Source organism: Legionella shakespearei DSM 23087 (assembly GCF_000373765.1).
GTDB classification, from domain to species: domain Bacteria; phylum Pseudomonadota; class Gammaproteobacteria; order Legionellales; family Legionellaceae; genus Legionella; species Legionella shakespearei.
Genome location: NZ_KB892404.1, coordinates 182,523 through 207,739, shown reverse-complemented (window position 1 = coordinate 207,739; position 25,217 = coordinate 182,523). Strand labels below are relative to the sequence as shown.

The window sequence follows — 25,217 nt, the reverse complement described above, 5'->3', positions numbered from 1 at the left end:
CCTTACTTATAAGTAGCCTGATCAAAACGGTAGACTGCTCCAAAACTTGCCAGATGTGCCTGGAATGTTCTGCCAAAACCATCGGTTTTATCTGTAGCTACATAGCGATAAGCAATATTTACGGCATAGTTCTCAGCAAAATTGTAAGTAAGTCCCGCTGTTCCCTGATAAGCAAAAGCACTGTCATTGAAGCTCAGGTAGCTGATGAAATCCGGCCCCAGGGCTGACAGGTTTGCTTGCAGATATCCATAACCAATACCCAATCCTAAATAAGGAGAAATAGCGGGCAGCATTTCAGGAAAATCATAATAAATGTTTGCCATCAGCAAATTGGCTGATGAAAATCCGGTAACGTTTGTCTGCGGTATGTAATTGATATCAAAATGTTTCAGGGTGGCGCGAAGGAAGGTATATTCGGCTTCATAACGCAGAGGATTGCTTTGATAACCTATACGACCCCCGGCATTATAGCCACTGCTGTAGCCAGAACCGTCTCTATATAAACCCCAGAAGTATTTATTGATATTAGGCTGCACATAGGTGTAACCACCGAACACGCTGGAATACCATCCGTCAACCGGAGTGGCTGCCGAAGCAATGCCAGTAGCTAATAAAGCAGCTGAAAGTAGTGTAATTCTCATGACATCCCTTTGTTATTATTTTTTAACTGATCCATGTTATCGTTTTACTTTAAATTTGCAAGTTTTCTCTAGTTCTTTGCGGTATGTTTTATTCAATCAAGGCTCACGTCATCCATAAAAAGAGCACAAAAGACATATTAATAGCATAATTGCTAATAAATAAGCATAACTTTCAGCTAATAAGCACAATCATTTTCTTACTTGTATAAAATTATGAATAAGGTATTATGAATTATGCACAATGAAATTGGAGTTTCACTATGCCTCCCAAGGAAGGAAAAAAATTGTTGGTTATTATTCATAATTTGGAAGAGTTTACCGAAAAATTATTGAATTTTATAGCAGATGAGTCACCAGAAGGCAGAGCTAATCTTATCGATGTAATTGAGTCTGCCAAAGGGCAATACAACAAGCCTATAGAGTCATGGTTAACTGGTTGGTTTTATCAATACACACGTGTCCGTGGTCCTGAAGTAGACTTGGCTATTAAAGGTATGGAAACGTTTCCAGATGCCTACACCCGACTACAGGAGTTTAAAGCTCTGGTCGGTAAAGGCGAGTGGAATGAAAGCTCATTTAATCATTTTCTCTTTGATGAATTGATTAAACGAATTCCTGGATATAAACCTTTAACGGCCACAGAGACTAATCCAGTCATTTTAGCTGCAAGAGAGCTTATCGTTAAAAAAATTGATTCTTTTATGTTTCAATATCAGGCGAACCTCAAGCTGATTGAACAAAAGAATGAGGAATTGCAAAGAACCCAACAGAGTGCGCAAAGAGCTGTTGATAATGTATTGATCACCAATAATCTGGATGAAGCCAAAGCATCAGCAACAGAGAAAGCTGATAAAATCTCGTTTTGCCTTGTCTTCCAAAAATCTCTCTGGAAGCTTTCCTGGATAGACAATACAGGAAAAGCATATCAACTGGAACCAGGAGACGAGCTGATTAAAACTCTTGTGGATCAAAATATACAAGAGCTTACGCAATTAAATCCTGTTCAATTAAAAAGACTTAAAAAAGAATGTATGAAAGCCCGGGACAATTTCCTGGATAGAACACAATTAATCATCAATCCCAGGGAACCTGTCACTCTGGCAGAATTGTCTGATTACCAATTTAGCGAATTTCTTATTACCAACAAAATTAATGCTACTTTTATTTTACGCGGCAGACCTAATCAATATTCCTTGTCATGGATTAATACTTTAGGTGTTGTTAACCCGATTGCGCTGGATGCTTACCCGAAATTGGAACAGTGGCTTAATGCACAAAAATATCCTCTTGGTGAGGAATTAATACCACAACTTAAGTCTTATTTATTGCAGGTTAATACTTCAAAAAATATTGGTATGGCTGAGTTCAAAAAAGAACTGCAAACCTGTTTGTCGAGAGCGCCTGAGGCGACGGACCTGGCTTCATCACCAGCACCTGCTAAAGAATTTACCGGTAAAAAACTGGACTTAAGTCAATTTGCAGATCTTGAGCGTTGTTTGAAAAGAGGATTAAAAAAAGATTCAGGGCCTGAACCAGTCGAAGAAGTGGCTTCCGAGCCTAAAACACCTGTTACGGCAAACAAACTGGATTTGAGCAAGTTTGCAGATCTGGATCGAGCGCTTGGCAGTCAGTTAAAAGTAAAATTGCCAACGACAGATGATACTGTGGTTGTGGCACCTGAACCTGTTCGGGCAGAGCCCACTGTGAATAAACTGGATCTTGGCAAATACAATAATCTGACCAACTTTTTTGGTCAGAAAGCCAGGGAGCTGAAGACTCCTGAAATTCAGGACGATTTAGGTAATCGACCGGCTGGACAATAAACACGATTTGGCACAATGCGTAGCCCGGTCTGCTTGCAGCCGGGATCCACGTCGTCCTGAGCGCGTCTTTTTGCGCGAAGGATCTCCAAATACTGGCACTATGCCGCTTTCAGGACGACGTGACTCGACTGTGAGTTGCTACACAAAACCATTCGTTATGGGATAACGCCAATCCTTGCCAAAAGCTACGGTGCTGATTTTAATCCCCGGAGCTGACTGACGTCGTTTGTATTCATTGCGCTTGATTAATTTAATCACCTTCGTTACTTCTTCAGGATTAAATCCCTGTTTTATAATATCCGCTTCGCTTAAATTCTTTTCCATATAGGCAACAATGATTGCATCCAGAACAGAATAATCTGGCAGGCTGTCCTGATCGGTCTGATTTTCCCTTAATTCTGCAGACGGTGCCCGGGTAATCACACGTTCCGGTATTACTTGTGACAAGGTATTTCTGTATTCTGCCAACTGATATACCTGAGTTTTAAGCACATCCTTCAATACCGAAAAGCCACCGGCCATGTCCCCATATAAAGTGGCGTAACCGACAGCAGATTCACTTTTATTACTGGTAGTCAAAACCATTTTCCCACTCTTGTTGGACATAGCCATCAACAGTAAACCACGAATCCGCGCCTGAATATTTTCCTCTGTGAGGTCCGCGGCCAAACCTTTAAAAACAGGCTCCAAAGTGGTGTTAACCGTATTAAATACAGGTTCAATAGAGAGAGTAGTGTGGCTGACCTTAAGTTGTTCCAATTGCTCTAATGCATCGTCTTTACTTATTGATGCTGTATAACGGGAAGGCATCATGACTGCGTGAACCTGATCCGCTCCCAAGGCATCTACCGCAATGGTCAAAGTCAATGCCGAATCAATTCCTCCAGATAAGCCCAACAGGACACCAGGGAATTTATTTTTCCTGACATAATCACGTGTGCCGCAAACAAGGGCTTTATAGATTAAAGCGTCTGTATTGAGTAAGGGGGTAATGGGTCCTGTTATTGATTCCTCAGACAATTGAATACTGCATAAATCCTCTTCAAAGGCGGGAGAGCGGGCACAAATAGTTCCTGTTTTATCCATAGCCATGGATTGGCCATCAAATAACAATTCATCCTGTCCACCGATCTGGTTAACGTAGATCATGGCCACACCTTTTTGAGCATGAGATTTTAACAACTCTTTTCTAATGGTGTATTTGTCACAGTCAAAAGGGGAGGAGTTCAGGCTCAAGATGGCGCAAACATTTTGTTCTATTAATTCTTCAACAGGGCCTGGTTGCCAGAGATCTTCACAGATGCAAATACCAAGTTTCATGTTTTTTACATTCAGGACGCAGGGATCTTTTTTGCCTGGGGTAAAATAGCGCTCTTCATCAAAGACTCCATAATTAGGCAAATTCTGTTTATGGTATTCCCTGATTTTTTGCCCATTATGAAAAATACTTATTCCGTTGTAACACTTATTTTTTTCAAATATGGGATGTCCGATGATTACATAACAATCCTGGGTAACTGCCTGAATCTGCTTCAAGCTCTCGTTAATCGTCTGATGAAATTCATGACGAAACAAAAGATCTTCGGGAGGATAACCGCTCAAGGCAAGCTCAGGAAAAATAATGACATCATGGCCTGCCTGTTTGCTTTTAATTATGTCACTAATTTTGTCCTGGTTAGAGGCTATAGCACCAACGACAGGATTAATTTGCGCCATGAGTATGTTTAAATTTGAATGCATAATAATCAGCCACACATATTTATTTAGTCAAAATTGTAACATCAAGAAAATAATATAAAAACTGTAGCCTTGATTTCGCTGTCGCTGCATCAAGGCTACGAACTAATTAAAAAGCACAAGACCAAGATCCAACCTGAAGGGGCAGTGCCATTAAGTTAAGGGGCTCCGCCGTCCCGCGGCTTGTCCGCGGGATCCAGAGATCTCACTTCGAGCCTGGATCCCTGGATCCCGCGGACAAGCCGCGGGACGGCGGAGTATCGCGTAACTTAATGGCAGTGACCTGAAGGGTGGCATGGTGGAGCTTTTTAGGCGCGGAGCTTGCGAGCACCTAAAAAGATCTACCATGACAGGCCCCTGAAACACAGGACAAAAAAGTCCCGCCAGAGAACAGTTATCAATTTAAATTTTGAGAATATGAAAACCTTGATTTCGCTGTCGCTGCATCAAGGCTACACTGTTTAATAATTTTAAGGAGAAGTAGGGGGCAACGATTCTGTACAAGCCAACAGAATAGATGGCTGCTTTACTTCATCGTTGCTAAACAAGGCGCGGCTTTCAGGAGCCTGATGGTCATGCTCTGCTTTTGCAACCGATGTGCCCGTTTGTTTTAGCACTGCAACATAAGATTCTTCCACTTCTTTCATAGTATGAATCGGATGAGCCACTGTCACATCTTTAATCGCTTTCGCTGGATAAAAATATTCCCCCACATTTCTGAAGAAAATATGACAGGAAGCAAAAAACTTATGAACACCATGAGCCAGAGGGATATCAAATAATCCTGCTACGCGCCCAACTGCCATGGTGAGCAGAGAAGCAATTGCCTTTACGGGAGTAGAGACGAGTGTATAGGCCAACGACGCTACATAAGTAGAAAAAACCAGTAGTCTGCTCAAATCTCTTTTACACTTGCTCAATAGATTATCTGCCTCCCTTTGCATGGGAGCAAAGGGATGACTTTTGCCATCTATCAAAGCAAAAAGAGTTAAAACAGGCGAAAAAATAAGTCGCAAAGTTGCAGGAATATAAGTCAAAGGAATAGAAAAGAGCTGGAATGCTATAGAACGTGGTGTTTCAGGATAAAGAATCTTTTTCAGTGAATCACTTTGCTCTTTTGGGAAAAGGGCTTCAATGTGCCTGGACAGTTCCAATAAAGTAAAATGTTCCAGTTTGGGGATTGCATCTGCATTGACTGACAACCAGGAAACCAGAATAAAACGTTCTATTTTTAATCGCTCTTCCGGATCCACCGTTTCTACATCATGAGCCATTTGCATCAGTTCGGTCGAAAGCTGCGGAAACTGATCGGTGTTATTTTTACTCTTTAATACTTTATAAAGTAAAATTGCACTTTTAGCACCAATGAAGGGGTAACTGAGTTCAGGTGAAGTGCCCAGATCTTCTTTTAAAAAAGCACTGATCCAGGGGATAGGGTAACCTGCAACCCCATTAACCAGGACATAACCCAAACCTGTTGCAGTCGCAAGATAAGCAGCCGCAGTTAATGGATCTTCTCCCAAATGATAAAGGCTATTAACGGCACTACTGCCAGGACCATTGATCAAGGCATCCCAACCCGTTACTGCAAGCTGTGCCTGAGCAGAGCCGCCTGCCAAAATGGCTGAAAATTTTGAAGAACTCATTGCATAGGCACAGTGGGTAAACCAGTTTACATAGGCCGCTCCAAAAATTGATGTGCTCAATGCAGGCATTAAAAGCGTGCTCGCCCCTACGGCAAAGGCGCTGGAAAACACCAGACTTGCGACAGGATCTCTGGCAAACAGATTATGACTGAATACAGTGCTGAACTCAGTAACTCCTCGAGCCATTGCTGTGAGAATATCATTTTGCTCCCCTGGTGAGAGATTGTATTCAACTGTTGCCAATAGGCTTGTTTCAGGAGATTGGTCTTGTTGATATGCCGCATCATCACATGCGTGCAAACTTTCATCCAAACGAACGTGCTCTTCTTTTTTAATCAGGGACAAATCATGTTCTGCCCCTTTCAGTAATGCTGCCAAAGGGGTTACCTCGTTACAGGCATTCCAGTCATTGCGAAGGTTATGTGGCAATTCAATGACCAGTTGAGATCCGAAATCCTGTACTCCATTGAATGCATCCATAACGGCAAAAAATAATCTTTTAAGCAAATTCACCGGTTTTTTCCATATGGGTTCATGGAGTCTGCTGTGCTTTTTCAACTCTGTAGCCGTCAGATGAAACTGCGGATTTTCCCATGCTTCTACTTCTGTGGGAGCGGTGGAAAACAAAATGCTTTTAAACATGTTAAGGATATAGAAGAAAAAACTTTCTACTGCTATCAGGAAGCTTTTGTGTTGAATCCACTTGGGGGAATTGATTGCTCTCAGTTTTTCTGAACCGCTTTCATTATAAACACTGAGTGTTTTGTTATCGAGTTTATCCCATCCCTCAATAAAGCTTATGGCAAGCATGGTGTCTCTTTCTCTTTCAGGGCTTAGAGAGTCCTCGGCAAAGTCATAACTGACAAGGGTCTCTTCGTGAGCGAACTGGCCGTGATGTTTGGCTGTTACTGCATTACGGATATCGGTTTGATAATCATCAATTTCCTTACGGGCATCTTCAATAAAGTCATTCAATTCGCCGCGGGTTAAGGCAAAATCACGTTGAGAACTGTAAGTAATGTCCTGATTAACTCCCTGAAGTTCATAAAGTCCGCGCACCATTTGCTGTTTCACAAATTCGACAATAGAGTCATTACCCCGGGCTCTGTTATAGGAGCGCAGGTTTTTTTCAGATTTTAACGCCTGGAGATAACTTTCAGCCCTTTGGATATCATCTTGCAAGTCCTGGTCGAGGCGATTAATTAAATCAGGAGTTAATCCTGAAAAGGGAGGTACATCAATAAAATAAGAGTTTAATCGGGATCTTATTTGATTAAGCCTAGTGATGTAAGCATTGAGTTTGGCTTCATAAATGTCAGCAGTATTATCTTTGTTTACCAGAGATTCCAAATCTTCAAGTGCTTCAAAACGATCTTGAAATAGATCCAGTAAACTGGTTTTGAGTACCTGAGAGTTGCTTATTAAACCTTTAGCAACACGCTTGCAGGCGCTGACCCTGTAGTTACCGAGAGTTGAAATAACTTTGCCTGTAATAGACTGTGGTTTAATAATTCCCCAGCGTACCCCTATCTTTAACTGTTCGGCGCGGGTTTGCCAGACAAAAGTATGTAACTTGTCATTTTTATAGATAAATTTTATATGCTGATCGCTTTGGGGATGCGATATTATTTTTTTATAAACATCATTTCGTTTTGAAGCCCCAATACCTGGCGCGTAGGAAATTTCAGGCAATACCAATTCCGTATCTGTATTTAGAATAAAGGTTTTATAACGTGCTTCATCAAAACGAGATAATAGTTTTTTGGCACTACTGGCACCACTCATAGGTCATCCTGAAACAGTGAAACTAAAATGATGCAATATTTTAACACTGAGATTAAATATCGTCCATAATTTTGTCTTAAGTTCATAGTTTAACGTGATAAATTCTCTGAAAAAAGTTATATTGCCCTCCTTGAGTGCCACTGCCATTAAGTTAAGGAACTCCGCCGTCCCGCGGACAAGCCGCGGGACGGCGGAGTATACAGGTTGTGTTAATTATGAGTTTGAAATCAGAATGATTAATGAAAGTGAATTAAAACCTTTTAGCCGAATCGACTTGGCTTTAAGGAATATAAAACAGTTCTTCAACCAGGATCTATCGGCGGTATTGCTGCGTCCTTTTGTTGCCATAGCCATATTTTTCATGCTGGGAAAATTATTTTATTCTGTGGTTTATCTGACGATGCTGAAAAAGCATATGATTGATACAGACTTGCTTCATAATATTTGTCATTGGGATTGCGATTGGTATAAAAGTATTATTTATCACGGATATGATCAATCCACGGAGGTAAGGCATAACGAGTTTTTCGCAGGTCAATTTAACTGGCCGTTTTTTCCCTTATTTCCCCTGCTGGCCAAAGGGTTGATAGCAGTATTTAAAACCGAATGGAGTGTGTTGGTTTTTAATCAGATACTCCTGTTTTCTTCCATGCTCTTGCTTTACAACTATGCACAGAAACAATATACACCAAAAACTGCACTCATGGCTGCATGCTTGCTGGGTATCAGTTGTGAAAATATTTATATATTCACTTTTTACACTGAGTCTTTATTCCTCTTTCTTTCCTTATCAGTACTCTACTATCTGATCCGTGAGCGCTATATTTTAGCTGCTTTATGTTGTGGCCTGTTAAGTGCTACCCGAATCCAGGGATGTATCATGGTCATTCCTTTACTTTATGAATACTGGAAAAATCAGCAGTACAGTTTAAGCGTGAAAAACGTCAGTTCTATCCTGTTACTGGGGCTGTTATCGCTATCCGGATTATTGCTGTTTATGGTCTATCTTAAGATTCTGACTAACGATTTTTTAATGTTTTATCATATTCAAGTCGCGTGGGGGCGCTTTCATCAAAGCTGGTGGAATCCGATAAAAGCGCTCATGTCATTAAAAGCCAAAGGTATTAATAAAATCTTCCCGGTTTTATCTTTGTGTGTGATTTATTTTTTTTACAAGCATAAAAAAATTAAGGAATTACTCTTTTTCTCCCTATGCTTTTTATTACCCATTATGTCGCAAAACCTGATGGGGTACACACGCTACTTTTTTGCCAATTATGCCTCTTACCTTTTTTTAGCGCATTATGGAACGGTAAACAAACGGCGTTTTTATGGGATACTCTTTTTTACAATAGTGTTGAATCTGGTATTTACCTATAGATGGCTTCTTGGCAAAGCTTCTGTGATTTAAAAGTTGAAACCCGACATGAGTATTTCAAATTTCAGTCATATTTCAATCAGATCAAAAATTGACTACAATAAACCCTTTGGCCTGGACAAAACCCGCTTATGTTAAATGAAGCAATATCAAAAATGCCTGATGCTTTTGAATCAAAAATATTGCTGCGTGGACAAGAATACTTTCAAAGTGGAAAAGTACTTAATATTCGGCTGAGCGATGGCCTGCTTAAAGGGCGAGTCAAGGGAAGTTCGAGTCAGATATACGATATCCATATGGATTTGAAAACCTGGCCAGGCAAACCTTCACGTTGTTCTTGTGCCTATCAGCATAACTGCAAACATGCTGCGGCCTGTTTATTTGCTTTGCGTGACAGGGAAAAGGTCAATCTTGCTGCCCAGCCTGCCAATAAGCTGGATAGGAAACTGGATCTCTGGCTCAAAAATCTTCGTGCTCAGGAAGTCACTGAAGTAAAAAGGCACGAGCCAACTCACCATCTGACTTATCTGATTAGCTTAAGGCTTGGTGGGCATGAGCATAAAGTCATTATTGAACTGGCTTTAGCTAAAATATTAAAACGTGGCGGTTACGGAAAAAAAGTGGTTTTTACAAGCTTAGCCGAATCAAAAAAGCAGCATTTTATCGAAGATGACAATGATATTGTGGCGCAACTCATGTTCAAATGTGGGGTATCGGGCTGGTTTGACAGTTTAACCATTCGCAACAGCGAAATTCTAACCCGGATCATTGCAACCGGAAGGGCTTTTTTTGCAGAGCAAGAAGACATGCCCATCCAAATGCCTATTCAACTTGGTGATACGCTTACAGGCACCTGTGAATGGATTCTTGCCACCAATGGCAGCCAAAGTCTGAAATTAATGCAGGGCAACAGGACTCTGGAACCTTTGCTACTGGATGAAACCTGGTATTTTGACACAGAACAGTCTCTTATGGGGCGGCTGGAAACTCCTTATCCGGTAAAACAATTACGGCATTTGCTTGAAGCTCCCCCAATACCTATAGAGCAAGCAGAGTTACTGACCCAAAAAATGGCCAGAACTTGCCCTGAATTTCCAACTCCTTACGTGTTCGATAAGCGGGAAGTGAGGGAAATAGAGCCCGTACCGGTATTAATTCTGGATGCTATCAATGAATTTAATTCAGATGCGTCCTGGTTTTACGACAGGGATGAAGACTTAAGTGCTGTGTTCATTGCAAAAATTGCCTTTGATTATTCCGGATTGGTGATTCCCGTTTCAGAAGCATGTTCCAGTGTGGTGCGTCAAGAGGACAATGCCCTTATTGAATACCGACGCGATAAAAATTTTGAAGAACAAAAAGTTGCAGAATTAAATCAGGCCATTGCTCTGAGACCTTCACATAAATGGGAAGACTATAATTGGAAATTGGGTGAGCATTCTGTCTTTGTTTTAAAAAATGTGACTGCGCCATCTGATATGGAGGTACTGTATAGTAAGTCCTTGCCGTATCTTAAGACTCAAGGGTGGCGAATAGAATTTGCCAGTTCCTTATATGAAGAAGTCGTCAGTGCCGATGATGTGGAATGGTATTCTGACATACAAGACAGCACTACCGATTTCTTTGCTTACCAATTGGGTATCCTGGTTGAAGGCAAACCTGTCAGTATAGTCCCCTTAGTTGCTGATTTAATTCAACGCTATTCTGGAAATGATTTGGACAGTGTTTCTGATGAGCAATTAGTCAAATTACCTTTAAATGATGGTCGATCCTTACAATTGCAAATGGGGCGAATAAAACCTTTGATAAGGCTGTTATTTCAATTCGGTATGCGACAAATAGATGAAAATCACCATTTGCAGATTAATAAATATCAATTAATCCTCATGCAGGAAGCCGAACTGGCCATAGCCGCGCTTAAGGCACGTTGGCAAGGTGCTGAAAATCTAAGGGATGAATTAAGAAAGTTAACCGCAATGACCGAACTGCCCGAAATCCCTGCGCCTGCTGGTCTACAGGCCAATCTCAGGGATTATCAGCAATACGGTTTAAATTGGCTGCAGTTTTTAAGAACCAGCCGTTTCAGCGGCGTTTTGGCTGACGACATGGGTTTAGGTAAGACAGTGCAAACCCTGGCTCATTTACAATATGAGAAAGAACAGGGCAGGCTAAATACTGCCACTTTGATTGTAGCGCCGACCAGCCTTGTGGGTAACTGGATGGCTGAGGCGAAAAAATTCACTCCTGAATTGTCTGTTTTAGTATACCACGGCAGCGACAGGCATCAGGACAATTTTGACGATTATGATCTCATTATTTCTACTTACGGATTAATACATCGCGATAAAGAAAAATTTATTGATTACACTTTTTATTACCTTATTTTGGATGAGGCACAATTCATTAAAAACGCGCGCACCAAAACGACCCAGATTATCCAGCAGTTAAAAGCCGAGCATCGACTGTGTTTAACGGGAACACCGCTGGAAAACCACTTAGGCGAGCTCTGGTCTCTGTTCCATTTTCTGATGCCAGGTCTTTTGGGAGATACCAAACAATTCAGGCTCTGGTTTAGAACTCCAATAGAAAAATATGCAGATTCGCAGCGACAAGAGCTGCTGGCAAAAAGGGTCAAACCCTTTATGCTGCGCCGGACAAAAAATCAGGTTGCCAGTGAACTGCCGCCAAAAACAGAAATGACTCGCACAATAGAAATCATCGGACCTCAGCGTGATCTCTATGAAGCAATCCGCATGAGTATGGAGAAAAAAGTTCGGGATGCCATAGCAAAACAAGGCTTGGGAAAAAGCCATATTCTTTTACTGGATGCCTTGCTTAAATTAAGACAAGTCTGTTGTGATCCGCGTTTGTTGTCTCTACCTGAGGCGGCAATTGCTCATGGAACATCCAGTAAACTCGAAGCCTTAATGGAATTATTGGATAATCTGGTAGAAGAGGGCAGACGGGTACTGGTGTTTTCTCAATTTACCTCCATGCTTCAATTGATTGAAGAGCAATTAATCGAGAAAAAATACAACTATCTGAAATTAACCGGCCAAACCCAAAACAGACAAGATTTGGTTGATACCTTCCAAAAAGGTGAGACTCCTATTTTTCTGATCAGTCTGAAGGCTGGGGGGACAGGACTGAATTTAACCAGGGCTGATACCGTAATTCATTATGATCCCTGGTGGAATCCAGCCGTGGAAGATCAGGCAACTGACAGAACCCACAGAATAGGCCAGGAAAATCCAGTCTTTGTTTATAAGTTAATTACTGCAGGTACTGTTGAAGAGGCAATTCTTGGCATGCAGGAAAGGAAAAGGCAATTGGTTGATGGAATTTTGTCTTCTGATGGGGGGCGGAGTGTGGCGCTGAGTGAAGAGGATCTGGCCCAATTCTTCCTCCCCCTGGAGGCAACCTCCCAATCTACGTCGTCCTGAGCGCGTCTTTTTGCGCGAAGGATCTCCAAATATTGGCACGCTCAGGACGACGTGGTTCCGGGAATGGCACAGTTTTGTAGCCCGTATTAGGCGTAGCCGTAATACGGGAGTGAGTGCCTGTTCGATCCCGTATTACGGCTACGCCTAATACGGGCTACACACTATTCCTGGCCAATGGCTTTACACCGCCCTTCATAAAAAACTGGCAAAGTATCAATTCATAGCTTATGCTTTTAGTGATTGAAATTATGGAGAAAAGTCATGAGATTATGGAAAGCAGTAATTGGTTTTGCATTTGCTGTTTGTTACTTACCTGTAGCAATGGCGGCATCTGGGTCTCCTGCCGGTACATGGACGACTATTGATGACAAAACTGGTGCTAAAAGAGCAGTAGTCAGCTTAAGCGTATCTGGAGGCACTTTAAACGGAACCATAGTTAAAGTATACCCACAAGCTGGTGACACTGGCATATGCACTAACTGCCCCGGCGCATTCAAAGGCAAAAAAATTCAAGGCCTTGGATTTGTATGGGGACTGAAAGATGAAGGTAATGGCGTATGGAGTGGTGGCCAAATCCTTGATCCTAAAACAGGCAAAATTTACAAAGCTAAAATGACTCTTAAAGGCAACAAGCTTTATGTAAGAGGTTATATTGGCGTATCTGCTCTGGGCCGTACACAAACCTGGGTTAGATAATCCACCTTTGAATTCTGTTCCGCATAAAAAGACACACTAAGGTGTGTCTTTTTTTTTAAAGAAGATTACAATAGACTAATACCTTGGCCTTTTCATTTAAAACCGCGTCATTATGCTTGATATGCAAACACCTAAGAAAACCGTTGATCCCTTAAAACGTCCGCCGCACTCAGCTGAGGCTGAGCAATCCATCATCGGTGGTTTAATGCTGGACAATCAGGTTTGGGATAAAATCAGTACCAAATTGTGTGAGGCAGATTTTTATCGAACCGAACATCGCATTCTATTTCGTACTATTGCTAATCTGGCTAAAAAAGAACAGCCCTTTGATGTGGTGACTTTGCTTGACGCCTTAAAATCACACAATGAACTTGATGATGCTGGCGGCGAGGCCTATTTATTTGAACTGGCGAATAATACCCCCAGCGTGGCTAACGTTACTGCCTATGCCGATATAGTCAGGGAAAAATCCGTACAAAGGCAGCTGATTGCTGTCGCTACTGAAATCGCTGACTCCGCATACAATCCTGTGGGAAGAGAAGTGCCAGAGCTTCTGGATCTTGCCGAATCCAAGGTTTTTGCTATTGGCGAACAAACTGGTGGTGATGGTGGTCCTGAAAACATTAAATCCATTTTAGTCAGGGCGGTCGAAAAAATTGATGCCCTTTATCATAGTGGTGATGCTATCACAGGTCTTGCAACAGGCTTAAGTGATTTGGATGAAATGACCTCCGGCCTGCAACCAGCGGATCTGGTCATTGTTGCCGGTCGTCCTTCCATGGGTAAAACAACCCTTGTAATGAACATGGCAGAACATGCCGCTATCAAAGCAGGCAAACCTGTTTTAGTGTTCTCCATGGAAATGCCTTCAGATTCTCTGGCCATGAGGATGATGTCTTCCCTGGGACGTATTGACCAGCATCGTATCAGAACAGGAAAACTGGATGATGACGATTGGCCGCGAGTTACTTCAGCTGTCCATATGCTTTCTGAAGCGCCTTTGTTCATAGACGATACACCCGCATTAAGCCCCGCGGAAATGAGAGCCCGTGCCAGACGTCTGGCAAAAGAGTATGGCTCCATAGGTCTAATCGTGGTGGACTATTTACAGTTAATGAAAGTTCCAGGTTTTGGAGCAGATAACAGAACCGCAGAAATCTCGGAAATTTCACGCAGCTTAAAGTCTTTGGCAAAAGAAGTGCAAGCGCCAGTAATTGCCTTATCACAGCTCAACCGAAGTCTGGAGCAACGTGCGGATAAACGTCCTGTCATGTCAGACTTGCGTGAATCAGGCGCGATTGAGCAGGACGCGGACTTAATCTGCTTTATTTATCGCGATGAAGTCTATAACGAAGACAGCCCCGACAAAGGGGTTGCAGAAATTATTATTGCCAAGCAAAGGAATGGCCCAATTGGACGCGTGCGTGTGGCATTCATTGGAAAATACACCCGTTTTGAAGATTTGGCCTTTAATGGTTATCAAGGGGTAGATTAGGGTGTCGAGACCTACCAGACTGCAAATAGAGCCAAGCGCTCTATTGCATAATGTTGCCCAGATAAGACGCTTTGCGCCCAATAAAAAAATCATCGCCATGGTCAAAGCCAATGCCTATGGCTGTGGCGTACGTGCTGTGGTTCCTGTATTGGAAGGCCAGGTGGATGCCTTTGGTGTCGCCTGTCTTGAAGAGGCTATGGCTATAAAGGCAATGGGCAGCCAGACCCAATGTATTCTTTTTCAGGGGGTGTTTAGCCCTGATGAGCTTTTAGTTGTGGCGGAACAGCAGTTTGCCTGCGTGCTTCATCATCCCAGACAATTACAATGGCTTTTGAATACCCCTTTGCCCAGAACCATCAAAGTGTGGGTTAAAGTAAATACTGGCATGCATCGTCTGGGCTTTAATGTTGCCGAACTTCAGGATGTAATGAGCGCTCTGCAAAGCTGTTCCTGGATTGATAAAGATATTGGGCTAATGAGTCATATGGCCTGTGCAGACGAGCCAGAGCGAGCTGAGAACCAACAGCAGATTTCTTTATTTGAAGCCATTTCAATCCCGGGCTTTTCCAAGCGTACTATGGCTAATTCTGCCGCAATCATTTCTTTCCCACAAATTCATTTTGATGTAGTCAGACCAGGGATCATGCTTTATGGTGTTTCTCCCTTTGCTCAAAAGACTGCTTTGGATTTGGGTTTAATTCCTGTAATGCGTTTCATGTCAGCGATTAGCGCCATCCGTCGCTACCCTGCAGGAGCACAAGTTGGTTACAGTGGAACATGGAACAGTGAGAAACCTTCAGTCATTGGAATTGTAGCTGCTGGATATGGCGATGGTTATCCAAGGCACATCAGTGCCAATACTCCGGTATGGGTTGGCGGTAAGGAAGTGACTATAGTCGGTCGTATTTCTATGGACATGATGGCGGTAGACTTAACCAATCATCCTGATGTCGAAGCAGGGGATCCTGTTGAACTTTGGGGCGCCCACATTTTGGTTGAGCGAATAGCACAATCTGCAGGTACTTTGGGCTATGAATTATTATGCCAAATTTCTGAAAGGGTACGTCACGATTAAAGTATGGATAATAACTGTCCGTGATGGTAGAATCTGCTCCTGTTTGTAACCCATTAATCAGGTGAACTGAGATGAAAAAATTAACTGTTGCATCATTATCTTTGTCGTTTTTGTTAGTTGGCTGTGCGCCGATCAATAACGAGGGTGTTGGTACCATAGGCGGTGGTGTCGTCGGGGGATTGCTGGGCAGTCAGTTTGGCGGTGGCTCTGGTAAAGTAATGGCAGCAGCTGGCGGCGCATTGTTAGGCGCGTACCTGGGCGGACAAATTGGTAAAACCATGGATAAGGTAGACAGGATGGAAATGCAGCGTGCGTTGGAAACTGCACCTACTGGCAGAGCAGTTGTCTGGTCTAACCCTGATAACGGAAACCGTTATACTGTTCAACCAACCAGAACGTATTATCATGCACAACAACCCTGTCGTGAATACATCACCAAGGCACTCATTGGCGGCAAGAGCCAGCAAATCTACGGTAAAGCATGCCGTCAGGCCGATGGTTCATGGCGAGTAGTTAACTAAGGATTGGGCGCTCCCCGATCTACTTCGTCCTCAGGACGACGTAGATCGGGATCGTCATTCAGGTTTGTTACTATTCAGCGTTCACATGCTGTAATATCAAATCAATAATCGACCCTATATTTTGTAAATCCTGTATTTCAATCAAACTGAATTTAATCTGAAATTCATTTTGAATAGCTACCAGCAGGCTAATATGATGCAATGAGTCCCAAGTGGCCAGATTACTCGAGCTCATTGATTCGTGAATAACCAGAGATTGATCATCAAATACATCTCTGAAAAGTTCCTGTATTCTTTCAGTAACCTGTTCTCTTTTCATTAATTTACCTTAATATGATAATTTTTCTTTTTGTAATTCTTTAGTTGCAACTGCCAGATAGAAACGTGGTTCTTATTTTCTACACATGTAAAGCCCAGATTTTTGTATAAGTCTATTACTAATCCGTTTTTAGAAGTAGGGTTATAGTAGCCTTTAATTGTTTCTATTCCTGATTCTTTGCATTTCTTTGTCAGAGCATCAAACAGGGCATATTCCATGGTACGTTTAAACACGCGACAACTCATTAACCAGGATTCAATATGACATTCCTTGTCGTGAATGTGTCCTATAATGACGCTGATAAGACCATGATCTCCATAAACATCAGCTAAGCGCCCATACAGACCAATATAGTCTGGATCATTGGAAATAGACTCAATTTCATTTGCAGTGTACGTTTTATTAGTCAGATTAAATTGATGTGTCTTATTAATTAATTGCGTGATGCGTGGCACATTCGGGGCAGAAAAGGGTTTGATTTCAGCTGACATGGCCAAACTGTCCAGATAAGCGCCGTAATCCAATCTGTGCTCTGGTTTATCATACATTGCTTTTCTGCTATAAAACTCATGCCGATTCACATCCTCAGCCGTAATGCCACTGGTTTCAAAATAATAATTTTTATCAATAATATTTATAAAATGAGCCGGGTCACTTCCTATATCAGGGACATTGACCTGCGGTAGGGCATCATGGATTAATTGCCGCTCAGCAGGATTATCATCAATAAATACAAAACTATCCAAACCCAGATTAAGTTGATCTGCTATTTTTAACAGATTTTTATCTTTGTCCTCCCAATTGGCTTCAAAAGCCGAAAAATCCTGCTCTGTTAAGACAGTATCCGGATGGGTAAAACCGTTTTTAGCCACTGCCAAATCATTTTTGGAGCAAATGGCCAGGATTATTCCTCGCGATTTAAGCAGTTTCAGGTAATGTTGAAAGTCAGCAAATACTTCGGCAAGAGCTGAGTCTCGGCCTATAGCTATACCTTCAAGACCGTCATCCCCAATTTGGCCACCCCAACAGGTATTATCCAAATCCAGTACCAGGCACTTTTTAGCCATTCCTGATAAAGCCGCTATAACTGCAGACAGGCTTTGTGCCAAATGCGGAATGGCTTCATAACTTACAGCGTATTTGGCTGTATACCACAATGGATAGTCGAACCAACGCTCTAACCCTATACGTGCAGCCAGATAATTTATGTCATGAATATGTAAGTGACTTTGCTTTTGTGCTGATTCGGCCAAAAAGCTATTGAGTTTGTTAATGTAGTTTAAGGCACCATGTGGGTCAGAACTGTCAAGGTTACCAAGAATTCTATATTGAGGCGGATCAAAATTATTTTGAATAATGGGACATTGATATTGGGCCAGAGAAGCCCAGATACGGCTTAGTTTTTCTTGCTCTTGCTGTAACAGATGCTCAATTTGTGCTAATGAGTTGTTTATTTCGGGGAAGGTATTGATGTTTTTATGAGTGAGATGTAAATAAATAATATCCGGTTTGAATGTCTGCAATGCTTTATTCTCAAAGACAGATTCCTCAAAATATCGGTTAAATTCCGACTCATAAAATTCAGGCTTGATGCCCTGATTAAGAAGGAAAAGCTCTAAAATATCTTTAATTTCACTGGTCGTTGATCCGCCTAGTATGGCAATTTTTTTAACGAGTAAAGAATCCTTCAGAAGCAGTTCTCTTTTGATGGCCTGTTTCTTTCTTAAAATCAACCCGCAATCGTAAGGATAGCTCAGCAAGCTATGTTGCCTGGAGGATTTGTTTTTATTATCTTTTTTCAAGGACGTATCCTACATTAATCGTTAAAAGCTGTTTCAGGCACTCTTCAAGTGTTTTATCAACATAAGGCAGTATGCAGCTTTCTTTAATTTTTAATCCGCACTCTAAAAAAAGCGTTTCGATTTCGCCTAAATCGTGAAACTCATAAATATGATCTATTATGGGGGCAAAAAGGCAAGTAGTAACAAAGATATAAGCATCTTTTTTCGCGAGAAGGGCTATTTTCTTTAAAAAATCCTGAGGATTTTCTACATGCTCCAATACTTCTCCCATGACAATGGCATCAAAACTCTGCTCTTGAAAAGGATAGGCGAAAAAGTCACTGCAATATAAATGAATGTTGGATTGTTCAGGATGAGTGATATCAAGCAGGTTTTTTGTTTGCTGAATGCTTGTTTCGCTCAGATCGATACCAAAAAAACGCTGGTAATTGCTTTGCTCTACAGCTGCCTTGAAAAAATACCCATGCCCCGGGCCAATTTCCAGATAATCTCCGGTTTTATTTTTCGGTAGCGTGGTGCAAAAAAAACGATAAAGCTTTAAATGATTTGGCCAGAAAAATAAACTGATCAGCACACCATGCATATATTGAGACATATATTCTTCATTGTAATACACGCTATCAGCTACCTCTGCAAAGCGAGAATACCTGTATTTCTTATGTTCCTGAAAGTACATCGTTTCCATAATAACGCTGGACATAATCGTTTTATAACTTTCTGCCATAAACTCAATGCTTCGCCCTTGCTCCTTGCTGTATACAAGATAATTATCCAATTCTGCGAGTTCTTCTTTCTGCAGCAAGGTCAGTGTTTTTAACAATTCCTTTTTATGAAAAGGAACAATCTGAAGAATAGCCTGCACAAGGGCATCTACATGAGGGGGGAGTAGAAAAGCGGTTAAATCTTCAGGATGATCCATGGTGCACTCATAAGATGACTATACTAATTATATAGACTCTGATAGATATCAACACAAGAGTCAATTGGATATGATAAATATGGGGATGGAGTGATGTCTGTTAATAGTGATACCGTGCAACAATCTGCTTCAATAAACCAGAAAATAGTGGAATACCTGCAACTGCATTGTAAGAATCAGGAAATCCATCTGGGAATGCAACTAAAAGAATTGGGTTTTGAATCAATAGACTATATTCAATTCGCAACTTATCTCTTCAATGAAACTAAGCAATGGCTGGATATTTCAAAACTTGATGAAGAGAAGCCCCTTTCTGCTCTTGGCTCCTGTTTATCCGATACAAATCCATGCGCTGTAAATTTAAAAGAATCGATAAAGCTGGACAGACTGAAGGCACGTGGTTATGCAGCTCAAATTAATGGTGAAGAGAGCAACAGAGTGTCTTATGTCGTCCATTTTTTAGCTCTGCAGGAACATGTAGATCTCAATAGATTGAAGTCAGCAATTATCGACACCTTAAATAATCATTTTATTCTTAACAGTAAACTGACCTGTGTTAATGATGAGTATTATTTAATTGCTGCAGAACGGCAAAGTGACATCTGGTTTAAAGGGTCATTCTTCTTTCCTAAAAAAGATATTAATTCCCTGGCTATTACAGTTCATTCGCCGCGATTGGCCAATATCTATCTACAAAAGAAAAAAGGGCACTCTTTTTTAATTATCAGTTTTCACCACATCATTATGGATGGCTGGAGTCATAAACTGGTGCAGGAAGAAATCTTTAGACGATATGCAGGCTTGCCCGTTGAACAGAATAATATCAGTAAAGATTTTATTTCCCTGAATAACATTTATCCGGTTTCAATGAATGAGCCATCCAATACCAAGGAATTAAAGGCGGTTTTTAATGCCATCAAGCCTGGCCATTATCGCAATTTTGATTGCCTTTTTGAAAAAAAAACGGAAACGAAATACTGCAATCTGGTTATATCCAAAGAAGAAATGGATGATTATGCTGAGAAAAACAATATCCAGGGCTATCCATACAGTACGATTTTTTCTTTTATGATGTATCATATGGTCAGACAGCTATCTGGCCACGATAAACTCTTGCTCTATATTTCCCTATCCAATCGTTTTTTACCTATACCAGGAGTGGTTGAACTGGTAGGTAATATGGTAACAGGCTTACCTCTTTTTCTGGATGAAAATCAAATGAGTTCGCAGGATTTTGCAGCCCATATTGATAAATTATTACAACTGTATTTTAAACACATGAGTTATGGTGCGGTTGTACGTTTGTTGATGGAAGGGGATGCCTTACTCAACAAATACATCTCACCCTTTACTACGCCTTATTATATTTTGCTTACCTTTACTAATAATGTAACAAAAATGGTCTATAAAGAGGACCCCATCACAGGAAACTATGTTTATTGGAATAAATCCAAATGCTACCTTCATGATAAAAATAAACGATTATTTTGTGATGTTCATGATATGGGATCTGAGTTTTATGTCCACTTTCACACTCGCATGAAAAAGGGAATGTATCATTCCATGCTCAGTAATTTTCTGGCAATTCATTTTCCCAAGGCATATGCCTTAATGAAAGAATAAGCCTTTCCCTGGAAGTTAAGCGCAACTCCACCGTACCGCGGAGCTTCTTAACTTACCCTGGATTGTCCTCAACATAAACCCTATCATTTGTGCTATATTTATACAATCAACTACTAATAAAACCAATCGTTATCATGGAGAGTAAAAATGGCACATTTAATTCACAGCGTATTACCTATGCCCCCGCGAAAAATCATTTTTATCCATCCCGAAGACAGTGTGAAAAAAAGTATTGATTTGATGACCGAATTAGATATAGGTGCTTTAGTGGTGGTTGATGAGAATGATGAATTGATTGGTATAGTAAGTGAGCGCGATATAGTCCGATCTTGCCTTCATCAATGTGTGGATTTGAATACAGCCAAAGTTGAGGATGTAGTATTTACCAAAGTCACTATTCTTAGTCCTCATGATTCTGTAGACAAGGCAATGCAGGCAATGACCGATACTAAACGACGACATGTTTTAATTTGTGAAGACGATGAGTTTCTCGCCATCTTGTCCATAGGTGACTTGCTTTATCATTTGCTCGAAGATAAAGCTCGGGAAATTGAACATTTGGAAAATTATATTCATACCTGAAACTCGATGCTATAGTATTCTTTTGACTTCAGGTATAAATACCTATGCATACGGCATTCAGATTCCTGTTATTGTTTTTTATGCTCAGTTCCAATGTATGGGCGAATGATTCCTTATCCTCATGGTATGTCCAGCAAGCAGATAAAAAGATAGTATTAAATGTTGAATTATACCTCTCCACCCAATGCCCTTATTGCCATAAGGCTGATGAGTTTTTCCGCGGAATAGAGGCTAATTCTCCCTGGCTACATATACAACGCTACAACATTAATGAAGATAAAAATGCATTAATCCGTTTTAATCAATTACTCACCGAACAAAAAATGAATGATTTTGCCGTTCCTTCGGTCTTTTTTTGCGGATCCAGATGGGTTGGCTTTGCATCAGCTCAGACAACGGGCAAAGACTTATTGTACGGTTTAAATTATTGCAAACAGCAAATTGAACAGAAGGGGACATTAACACCTGTCACTGTCGAAGTATTAAAGCGTTGGGCGAATGCCAACATGTTTGATTCCAACATCACCGGTAATCCTTCAGCCCTGAAATATATAACTACTGTGGCCTTAATGGATGCGTTTAACCCTTGCGCCCTGTTTTGTCTGGCCGGTTTCTTCGCTCTGCTCTTTGTGCAGAAAAGCCGGAAAAAGCAAATCATCACCGGATTAATCTTTATATTGGTTATAGGTGTAGTCCATTACGTTCAGCAAGTATATGCCAGTACCTTTTTTGAACTGCTTCCCTGGTTGCGAATACCGGCAGCCGCTGTGGGATTATTTGCCTTTTACCTTGCAGGCCAACACTACAGAAACAGGACTATTCATCACTTATTTTTCCTGTTGTCTTTCCTGTTCGCTTTTATGATTCAATTGCACCAACAAACTTGCGTGATGAACTGGTCCTTTATCTTCGGGCAATGGTTGTATAACCAGCATTCAGCTGGGGCACCAACCGGACTTTATCAGTTAATTTATCAGGGCGTGTATCTGATCCCCATACTATTAACCTTGATTCTCTATGTTTTAGTGAGCAGAACTCAATTCTTCATGCGCCTGAACCCCACATTAAACAATATAGGCCTGTTGTTTATTATGGCTATAGCCTTATGTTTGATTATTTATCCTCTGGCTTTATCTAATCTGGCCTTGTCACTGTTTGTAGTGATTAGCCTGATTCTCTGCGGATGGCTATTGACCAAATTCAATAATCGAGAGGTTTAAAATAAAGCGTATTATAAAAAAATAGTTCTTTTTTAACTATTTTTGGATTTATAGAATACAATTAATAGTAATTGAGGGAAAAATGGGGCAATGGATTAATGGACGATGAGTCGGATTATACACATCTGTTTCCAATCAGGCTTGAAGTTGTTCAGGGCAAAGAGTATTTCTGGTGTAGTTGTGGGGAAAGTAATACGCCACCTTTATGCGATAAAACCGAATGTGGCAGTAAAGCCGTCAGATATGTGGCTGATTTGAGTGAAGAGGTCTGTTTTTGTAATTGTAAACAAACAAAGAGCCCACCCTGGTGTGATGGATCGCACGCTAAGGTATTGCTTGAAGCAGTAAGGAAAAGACAGCAAAAAAATGAATTGTGAGAGGGATTTCGCAAATGATAGACCAGGAATTGAAGAAAAAAATTGTTAATACCATCAGCCGCTATGAATTAAAATGCGACAAAATGCAATTACAAATCAATGCATTAAAAAATGTTATTAACCAACTGATCATCACTCCCATAGGCATCAACTATGAAATGGATGAACATTTTTCTCAATTGCGAGCCCAACTGGATAATGAGATTGACCCTGTCACTATAGAAAAAAAAGTAGAACATTTAGTCCTCATCCTTTCACAGCTGCAAAAGAAGAAAGCTGAAGCGTCACGAATGATACCAAACCTGCTGAAACAAAGTACTGATTCCATAGGTCGATTGGCAAATAAGCCGCAAGATAAAAGGGCTGTAACCAAATTGCAGAAAATGATCAATACGGACGATGTGGAGAGCCAGGCAATTTTGGTGCGCTTTAATGAAGTACTGACCCAATGCGTTTCTTCGGTTATAAAAGAACTGGAAGAACACAGTCATCTGTTAAAACTCAGTACCTCTGTTGACGTAGCAGCAAATATCAGCCTAAAAGTGAATGACAGTTTACAGCAATTGTTGAATCATTTATCCATTCCTCAGGATCTTGATGCCAAACGGGAACAAATCAAAACCGTTTTAGAACATAAAATAAACAGTGATGATTTAAGTAAAATTATCGATGGCTTAACGGAATTAGTCGTTGATGCCTTTAATGTAGAGCAAAATCGATTTAAAGGATTTCTACAGCAACTGACCAACCAGTTACATGATTTTGATGTCTATTTAAAATCTGCGTCAGATACGCGCAGAAAAGCTGCAGATGACAGCCGGGAATTGGAAGATGGAATCCAGGATAATATTAATCAAATCAAAGATCATCTGGATAACTCTACAAGCATTGAAGAGTTATCCAGTAAAATCAGTGAAAACCTGAAAATGATAGGTGAGCGCCTTCAGGAATACCGTGCTAATGAAAAGCAAAGAGAACTTGAATATGAAAAACAAGTACTAAATTTACAGGGAAAACTTTCTGAATCAGAACAAAATGCTGAAGAGATTAAAAACCTCTTATCCTTCCAAAAATACAGAATCAATCACGACAGCCTGACTGGTTTACCCAATCGTGAATCCTATGACGAACACATACTCGATGCCATGCAACGTTGGAAAAGAAGCTCAAAAGTCCTATCCCTCGCTGTTTGTGATATAGACAGGTTTAAGCGTATTAACGACAGTTTTGGCCATTTAGCCGGCGACAAAGTACTCAAAAAAGTAGCCACCATCTTCAAGTCATCCATAAGAACTACTGATTTTATCGCCCGTGTGGGCGGTGAAGAATTCGTTTTTATTTTTGAGCTGACATCCAGCAAGGAAGCCAAAGTTATATTAGAAAAGTTGCGTAAACTGGTAGAAGAATGCCAGTTTTATTATCGTGAAAACAAGGTTGATGTCACTGTTTCCTTTGGATTAACCACCGTTGAGAATGGTGATGATATTGAAACATTGTTCATGCGTGCTGACAACGCCATGTATAAAGCAAAAAATGCCGGCCGTAATCGCATTGAAATTTTGTAAACCATCCCACTTTGTTATCATAATATTTTTACCATTCCCCGATCCACGTCGTCCTGAGCGCGTTTTTTTGCGCGAAGCATCTCCTTGATTTGGCATGGTGCTACTCTGATTTTGTAGCCGTAATACGGGATCAGCTCATTACCACTTCGATCCCGGCTGCAAGCAGACCGGGCTACGCACTGAGTAGTTTCAGGGTTCGAAACTCCCACCACCATCGAATCTCCGTCGTCCTGAGCGCGTCTTTTTGCGCGAAGGATCTCCTTGATTTGGCATAGTGTTACTCTGATTTTGTAGTCCTAATACGGGATTAGCTCCTTGCCACTTCGATCCCGGCTGCAAGCAGACTGGGCTACGCACTGAGTAATTTCAGGGTTCGAAACTCCTGCCACTATCGAATCTCCGTCGTCCTGAGCGCGTCTTTTTGCGCGAAGGATCTCCTTGATTTGGCATGGTGCTACTTTGATTTTGTAGCCGTAATACGGGATCAGCTCATTACCACTTCGATCCCGGCTGCAAGCAGACCGGGCTACGTACTGTGCCGGTCTGGCTGTGTATTAAATGATGACGTTT

The 25,217-nt window shown here is 41.1% G+C and carries 18 protein-coding genes; 12 read left to right on the top strand and 6 right to left on the bottom strand.

Annotated features, from left to right (window positions below; genetic code table 11):
- Nucleotides 1-2 precede the first annotated feature (2 nt).
- Nucleotides 3-641 (bottom strand): outer membrane protein, encoded by a 639-nt coding sequence (locus B094_RS0109830; RefSeq protein ID WP_018577642.1) that lies wholly within the window; start codon nt 639-641, stop codon nt 3-5.
- Nucleotides 642-901: 260 nt separating this feature from the next.
- Between B094_RS0109830 and B094_RS0109825 the strand changes: the two genes are divergently transcribed.
- Nucleotides 902-2,464, top strand: a complete 1,563-nt coding sequence (locus B094_RS0109825; protein WP_018577641.1) for a hypothetical protein — start codon at nt 902-904, stop codon at nt 2,462-2,464.
- A 138-nt stretch (nt 2,465-2,602) separates the two neighbouring features.
- Here the strand turns inward: B094_RS0109825 and B094_RS0109820 are convergent, their stop codons facing one another.
- Nucleotides 2,603-4,204, bottom strand: a complete 1,602-nt coding sequence (locus B094_RS0109820) for an NAD+ synthase (RefSeq protein ID WP_018577640.1) — start codon at nt 4,202-4,204, stop codon at nt 2,603-2,605.
- Nucleotides 4,205-4,671: 467 nt separating this feature from the next.
- Nucleotides 4,672-7,632 carry a hypothetical protein gene (locus B094_RS0109815; RefSeq protein WP_018577639.1) on the bottom strand — a complete coding sequence of 987 codons (2,961 nt, stop codon included), beginning with the start codon at nt 7,630-7,632 and terminating at the stop codon, nt 4,672-4,674.
- 232 nt (nt 7,633-7,864) lie between these two features.
- Between B094_RS0109815 and B094_RS0109810 the strand changes: the two genes are divergently transcribed.
- From B094_RS0109810 to B094_RS0109785, 6 genes are all read left to right on the top strand, one after another.
- Nucleotides 7,865-9,043 carry a glycosyltransferase family 39 protein gene (locus tag B094_RS0109810; RefSeq protein WP_018577638.1) on the top strand — a complete coding sequence of 393 codons (1,179 nt, stop codon included), beginning with the start codon at nt 7,865-7,867 and terminating at the stop codon, nt 9,041-9,043.
- A gap of 98 nt (nt 9,044-9,141) precedes the next feature.
- Entirely contained in the window at nt 9,142-12,453 is a 3,312-nt protein-coding gene (locus B094_RS0109805) for a DEAD/DEAH box helicase (RefSeq protein ID WP_018577637.1), read from the top strand.
- A 261-nt stretch (nt 12,454-12,714) separates the two neighbouring features.
- Entirely contained in the window at nt 12,715-13,149 is a 435-nt protein-coding gene (locus B094_RS0109800; protein WP_018577636.1) for a DUF2147 domain-containing protein, read from the top strand.
- A 112-nt stretch (nt 13,150-13,261) separates the two neighbouring features.
- Nucleotides 13,262-14,644 carry a replicative DNA helicase gene (gene dnaB, locus B094_RS0109795; protein WP_018577635.1) on the top strand — a complete coding sequence of 461 codons (1,383 nt, stop codon included), beginning with the start codon at nt 13,262-13,264 and terminating at the stop codon, nt 14,642-14,644.
- A 1-nt stretch (nt 14,645) separates the two neighbouring features.
- Nucleotides 14,646-15,719 carry an alanine racemase gene (gene alr / locus B094_RS0109790; RefSeq protein WP_018577634.1) on the top strand — a complete coding sequence of 358 codons (1,074 nt, stop codon included), beginning with the start codon at nt 14,646-14,648 and terminating at the stop codon, nt 15,717-15,719.
- A gap of 71 nt (nt 15,720-15,790) precedes the next feature.
- A complete protein-coding gene (locus B094_RS0109785; protein ID WP_018577633.1) occupies nt 15,791-16,240 on the top strand; it encodes an RT0821/Lpp0805 family surface protein in 450 nt (149 codons plus the stop codon).
- A 70-nt stretch (nt 16,241-16,310) separates the two neighbouring features.
- On the opposite strand, the gene B094_RS0109780 is transcribed toward B094_RS0109785, so the two are convergent.
- From B094_RS0109780 to B094_RS16000, 3 genes are read right to left on the bottom strand one after another with little or no spacing between them, the layout of a single operon-like run.
- Nucleotides 16,311-16,559 (bottom strand): acyl carrier protein, encoded by a 249-nt coding sequence (locus B094_RS0109780; protein ID WP_018577632.1) that lies wholly within the window; start codon nt 16,557-16,559, stop codon nt 16,311-16,313.
- Entirely contained in the window at nt 16,559-18,361 is a 1,803-nt protein-coding gene (locus B094_RS0109775) for an HAD-IIIC family phosphatase (RefSeq protein ID WP_018577631.1), read from the bottom strand. Before B094_RS0109775 ends, B094_RS0109780 begins: the two co-directional genes overlap by 1 nt.
- Nucleotides 18,348-19,280 (bottom strand): class I SAM-dependent methyltransferase, encoded by a 933-nt coding sequence (locus B094_RS16000; protein ID WP_018577630.1) that lies wholly within the window; start codon nt 19,278-19,280, stop codon nt 18,348-18,350. The genes B094_RS0109775 and B094_RS16000 overlap by 14 nt, the downstream gene beginning before the upstream one ends.
- A gap of 93 nt (nt 19,281-19,373) precedes the next feature.
- Between B094_RS16000 and B094_RS0109765 the strand changes: the two genes are divergently transcribed.
- The 5 genes from B094_RS0109765 (at nt 19,374) to B094_RS0109745 (ending at nt 24,647) form a co-directional block, all read left to right on the top strand.
- Nucleotides 19,374-20,903: a condensation domain-containing protein gene (locus B094_RS0109765; protein ID WP_018577629.1), complete on the top strand. Its 1,530-nt coding sequence runs from the start codon at nt 19,374-19,376 to the stop codon at nt 20,901-20,903.
- 147 nt (nt 20,904-21,050) lie between these two features.
- Nucleotides 21,051-21,485: a CBS domain-containing protein gene (locus B094_RS0109760; RefSeq protein ID WP_018577628.1), complete on the top strand. Its 435-nt coding sequence runs from the start codon at nt 21,051-21,053 to the stop codon at nt 21,483-21,485.
- A gap of 44 nt (nt 21,486-21,529) precedes the next feature.
- Entirely contained in the window at nt 21,530-22,705 is a 1,176-nt protein-coding gene (locus B094_RS0109755; protein WP_018577627.1) for a glutaredoxin family protein, read from the top strand.
- Nucleotides 22,706-22,803: 98 nt separating this feature from the next.
- Complete coding sequence (locus tag B094_RS0109750) at nt 22,804-23,082, top strand: CDGSH iron-sulfur domain-containing protein (RefSeq protein ID WP_018577626.1); 279 nt, start codon at nt 22,804-22,806, stop codon at nt 23,080-23,082.
- A gap of 14 nt (nt 23,083-23,096) precedes the next feature.
- The gene (locus B094_RS0109745) at nt 23,097-24,647 is read left to right on the top strand and encodes a GGDEF domain-containing protein (RefSeq protein ID WP_018577625.1); all 1,551 of its coding nucleotides are present in this window, start codon (nt 23,097-23,099) and stop codon (nt 24,645-24,647) included.
- Nucleotides 24,648-25,217 lie beyond the last annotated feature (570 nt).